The organism is Pedobacter jamesrossensis (genome assembly GCF_042650905.1).
Classification (GTDB): domain Bacteria; phylum Bacteroidota; class Bacteroidia; order Sphingobacteriales; family Sphingobacteriaceae; genus Pedobacter; species Pedobacter jamesrossensis.
The window spans coordinates 1-5,320 of record NZ_JBHSBY010000077.1; the positions used below are offsets into that span (position 1 = coordinate 1).

The 5,320-nt window shown below is 35.1% G+C and carries 4 protein-coding genes; 3 read left to right on the forward strand and 1 reads right to left on the reverse strand.

The annotated features are described in order from the left end of the window. Positions 1–196: 196 nt before the first annotated feature. Positions 197–1,258 carry a DUF3810 domain-containing protein gene (locus ACFOUY_RS09180; RefSeq protein ID WP_378960208.1) on the forward strand — a complete coding sequence of 354 codons (1,062 nt, stop codon included), beginning with the start codon at positions 197–199 and terminating at the stop codon, positions 1,256–1,258. 174 nt (positions 1,259–1,432) lie between these two features. Here ACFOUY_RS09180 and miaE read toward each other — a convergent pair whose 3' ends face one another. Continuing rightward, positions 1,433–2,014, reverse strand: coding sequence for a tRNA-(ms[2]io[6]A)-hydroxylase (gene miaE / locus ACFOUY_RS09185; RefSeq protein WP_378960209.1), 582 nt, complete (start codon positions 2,012–2,014; stop codon positions 1,433–1,435). Positions 2,015–2,121: 107 nt separating this feature from the next. Here miaE and ACFOUY_RS09190 point away from each other — a divergent pair, with 107 nt between their 5' ends. After that, positions 2,122–3,369 (forward strand): glycosyltransferase, encoded by a 1,248-nt coding sequence (locus tag ACFOUY_RS09190; protein ID WP_378960210.1) that lies wholly within the window; start codon positions 2,122–2,124, stop codon positions 3,367–3,369. A 736-nt stretch (positions 3,370–4,105) separates the two neighbouring features. Further along, entirely contained in the window at positions 4,106–4,888 is a 783-nt protein-coding gene (locus ACFOUY_RS09195) for a hypothetical protein (protein ID WP_378960211.1), read from the forward strand. Positions 4,889–5,320: the final 432 nt, after the last annotated feature.

The window sequence follows — 5,320 nt, forward strand, 5'->3', positions numbered from 1 at the left end:
GAAACTTGCCATTTGGTTTCCTGACAGAATGATATTAGATTTGAACTAGATTTTTTTTGAGAAGCATTACTTTAGATTTGACACAGTTTATTTTACATACCCAAAATGGTCTAGAAGAATTAACGAAGAGCACAGGATTATATGAGGTTGCAGGAGATGTTCTCTACATATATTCTTTAAAAGGACATTACAAATAGTGGCGAAACGTTCTATACAAATCCAATCTACCCTATTAATTGGCATTGCCATACTTATTTATCTTTTTGGTTTATTTCCCTCTGCTGTTCAAAAATATTATTCAACAGGTTTCTATCCTTACATTTCTTCTTCGTTAAGATTCATTTCTTCCATTTTTCCATTTGCCATTGGCGATATTATTTACGCTTTAATTATAGGATATGTACTTTATAAAATCATCAGGTTTTACAAACGACGAAAAACTTTAACTAAGCACAATCGAATTACTGTTCCATTACAGGTTTTAAATTTCTTTCTAATTCTTTACGTAGTTTTCAAAATTGTTTGGGGCTTAAATTACAGTCGGCCAAGTGTAAGTGAAGAATTAGGCATTGGAAACGAAAAATACACCGTTAAAGAATTGGTTTTACTGGGCGATTATTTTGTTAAAAAAACTAATGATTTAAAGCTAAAACAAAGCAAAATCCCAGCTTATACAATTAAAGAATTAGAAACAAATTCGGCTGCTGCATACAATTTAATGGCAAAGAAAAACTCTTTATTTAGCTATAAAAATCCTTCTTTAAAAGCAGTTTTAAATCCTTGGATAATCAGTAAAGTTGGTATTGAGGGTTATTACGCACCGCTTACTGGGGAGGCCAACATGAATATGAATCTTCCTGATTTTGTTAAGCCTTATGTTTCATGCCACGAAATTGCACATCAACTGGGTATTGCTTATGAGGATGAAGCCAACCTTTTGGGTTACTTAACAGCAAGTAATAGTCCCGATGTGAATTACCAATATTCAGCTAACTATGAAATGTTGAGGTATATTTTGTTCGAGGTCAGAATGAAATCGCCAGATGATTACAAAATACTACACGATAAATTAGCTCCAGGTGTTTTAGCTGATTTTAAAACTGAAAAGGAATTTTGGAGAAAATATAACGGCGAAATGTTTGGCTATATGGATGCCGCTTTTGATAGTTTCTTAAAGCTCAATAATCAGAAAAAAGGGATTGATAGCTATCAGGATATTGTAATTTGGTTATGGAATATGCACCCCCTAGCCCCCTGAAGGGGGAACTACAGGCGAGGTGGTAAAGCAAAATTTCCTGATGATTTTTATAAACCCTACACGAACGATAGAAAGGCAAAGCCCCAAACTTTGAATTAAATAACCCTCGAAATGATTTTATAAATCCTTCATGAACGATTGAACGGCAAAGTCCCCTTTAGGGGATTTAGGGGTCTACCCGTGTATCGCCTCTTTTGTTCCGAAACTTTGAATTAATTCACCCTCAAAATCCAGCCACTCTTTCCAGCGTTTATCTACATCAACATCAATAGAATATTTACGGGCAAAGTTTAAAAATGCAGTATAATGCCCGGCTTCAGAAACCATTAATTCATGGTAAAATTTGGCCAATTCGGCATCTTTAATATTAAGAGAAAGTACACGAAAACGTTCACAACTTCTAGCTTCAATCATCGCCGCAAATAAAAGCCTGTCGATAAAGGCCTGGTTTCGGCTACCGTCTTTTTTGCTAAATTTTACTAAACGACCTACGTAATCATCTTTCCGCTCTCTACTTAACGTATAACCTCTCTGTTTAATAATATCGATAACCATTTGAAAATGTTGCATTTCTTCAATTGCAATGGCGGTTAATTCCTCTACCAAATCCTGGTGCTCAGAATTTTGAGTGATTAAAGTAATCGCATTCGAAGCCGCTTTTTGTTCGCACCAGGCATGGTCAGATAAAATTTCTTCTAAATTCGATTCAGCAATATCTGCCCAACGTGGGTCTGTCAATAATTTTAATCCTAACATTTTGAGATTGAGGTTAAGGTTGAGAGCATGGCTGCAAAATTAAGAATTTCTTTAAGAGCCCACGATTTAAATCGTGGGTTATGTTTATTTTGCAGAAATTTTAAATCATGAATAAAAAGAAATTATTGATAATTGGATTCGTTTGGCCTGAACCTACCTCATCGGCAGCAGGAACCAGAATGATTCAATTGGTCGATTTGTTTTTAAGCAGAGATTATGAAATTACTTTTGCTTGTGCCGCATCTAAAAGCAATTTCAGTTATAATTTTAAGGGGAAAAACGTTGTTGAACAAGAAATTAGACTCAACGATGAAAATTTTAACACTTTTTTAAAAGACTTCAACCCAGACATCGTAATGTTCGACCGTTTCATGATTGAAGAACAATACGGTTGGAGAGTTCAACAGGAATGCCCGAATGCATTACGAATTTTAGATACAGAAGATTTACATTTTCTGAGAAGTGCACGTGAGCATAGCACCAAAAAGCAAGTAAGTTTAGATTTATTTAATGACACAGCAAAGCGAGAAATTGCCTCTATTTTGCGTTGTGACTTATCGTTAATAATCTCTGAAATTGAGCTAGAAATCTTAAAAGAGCAGTTTAAAATTGATGCTTCCTTGCTTTATTATTTACCATTTCTCGAAAAAAAAATTACAGCAGAAACCACTCAAAACTGGATTCCTTTTGAGGAACGAGCTGATTTTATTTTCATTGGAAACTTTTTACATGAACCCAATTGGAATACGGTTCAAGTTTTAAAAACCAAGATTTGGCCTTTGCTGCGTAAAAAACTTCCAAACTCCAGCATGAATATTTATGGTGCTTACGCTTCGCCAAAGGTTTTGCAATTGGATAATAAAAACGAAAAATTCTTTATTCGAGGTAGAGCCGAAAATACACAAGAAACCATTGCCAAACATAGAATCCTACTTGCTCCTATCCTATTTGGCGCTGGTGTTAAAGGCAAATTTATTGATGCCATGCAGGTTGGTACGCCATCTGCAACCACTTCTATCGGCGCCGAAGCTATGAAAGGCGATTTAGAATGGAATGGTTATATTGAGGATGACTTAGAAATTTTTGTAGTGAAAGCAGCTGAATTGTATCAAAATAAAGAACTGTGGCTTTCTGCCCAACAAAATGGTGTCCGAATTATTAATGAGCGCTACAGTTGGGATTCTTTCGCTGTTGATTTTCTCATGAAAGTTGAAGAGTTACTTTCGGATTTAATTAAACACAGACAAGATAACTTTTTTGGGCAAATTTTAAATCATCATACAGCGCAAAGTACAAAGTATATGTCGTTATGGATTGCGGAGAAGAATAAAACTGCATCGAATAAATTATTATAAAATATTCGCATATACCATTTACATTAGCTGTATTGGCGTAATAAAGTTGCGTATATTTATGAGTTAGCCGAAAGGCTAACCCACTAATTCAAAAGCTAAAAAGATGACGCTATTTCAAACTAAAGCTCCACTGACTTACTATTTTCTATTAGCTTTTTTAGTTATAACAACTCTTTTATTTACATTTTTTATGCTAATCGAAAGGCTCGATATTACAAGCGGTATATTTTGCATTGTTATATTGAACCTAATAGCTTTTTATTCATTTGGTAGATACTTATGCACTTTAGAACTTTTAGACAATAAAATCTTATTAACCTTTATATACCCATTCAGAACAATAAAAAAATATGAGTTCCAAGGAATATCAGAACTTGACTTTAGAGGCGATTCAGTTCAAAGCTATTTTGGACTATTAGTTCCAGGAAATAACTCAGTGTTACATCGTGGTTTCTACCGACTTTACCTAACTGACAACAATGGACGGCTCTTCGATATAAAATACAATATTAATGAGGCTGACAATAAAAAACTGATTAAAATCCTTAACCAATGTATAAAGTAACCGCCCTTCCGCTAACAGCAAATTTGCACAAAAATGGCTGACGGTGGTTTATGTCAATTCATCATTTATTTACTTAATTTAGTGCGGTACGACAATGGTTTTGCAAGCAATGCCATTTCTGCACAAATTTTCAAAACGTTATAGGCAACCTTAAAGACAGACTACACTAAAATGATACAACAAGAATTTGCAAACAAAGCGAAGACGATTTTAGAACCAGACAGCAATGTTATTGGTTTGGCAGTTGCGGGTTCGTGGCTGACAAATGAATTAGACGAATTTTCTGACCTTGACCTAATTCTTGTAACTAAACAAAAGGTTTCAGGCGAAAAAAACTTAATGATTGACTATGCAAAAAGGTTAGGGAATTTCTTATCAGGCTTTACAGGAGAACACGTTGGAGAGCCAAGAGTATTAATTTGCTTATTTGACAATCCACTTTTACACGTTGACATAAAATTTTTAACTCTTGACGAATTTCACTCACGAATTGAAACGCCAATGTTATTAATTGACAAAGACCGACAACTTGAAAGAGCAATCAATAATTCACATGCCAAATTTCCTTACCCCGACTACCAATGGATTGAAGACCGTTTCTGGACTTGGACACATTATGCTTTAGTAAAAATTGGACGTGGAGAATATCTTGAAGCTTACGATTTTATGGGATTTTTAAGAATGGTTGTATTTGGACCTTTACTCCACATAAAAAATAACAACCTACCTCGTGGAGTAAGGAAAGTAGAAACAGATTTAGAAAGTGAAGATTTAGTAAAACTAAAACTCACAATTCCATCATACGACAGACAATCATTATTAGACAGTTTGAGAAACGCAGTATCGTTATACAGAGAATTAAGGACAGAATTGTATGCTAACAAGGTGAGTTTCCAAGGCGAGACAGACAAAAAAGTGATGAACTATTTTGATGAAATCGAGAGCAGAAAATAAAAGAAAGGCTGCCTATAACAGCAGTTCTTCGATTGAACTTTAGTAAGAATATTGGCTTTTGTGCTTCGGTTGACCGCCCGAACGCAAGGCCCCAAAACGTTAGTGGCAATGGCAGGACGACCCCAACCGACTAACAGACACCCAACCAAACGACACAGGATTTTTTTTGAGCTAACGCCTTTGTTCATTTGGTTTGCCCGACACAAAAGCCAATGCTTCAAAAACCAAGAAAGCCAAGCCAACCCACCACCCAAAACGTCTGGACCTCTTAACAAAACAAAATTGGACTTTTCAACAAACCAATTTGAAAATTTTAGGCGCATATTTAGTATCCGCCCTATAAACTACATATTTGATTAACCCATTATATTTTTAAAGTTCTGCGGGTAGAGCTCCTTGATTTTTTTGTGGTTTATCGACATTATATTTTCC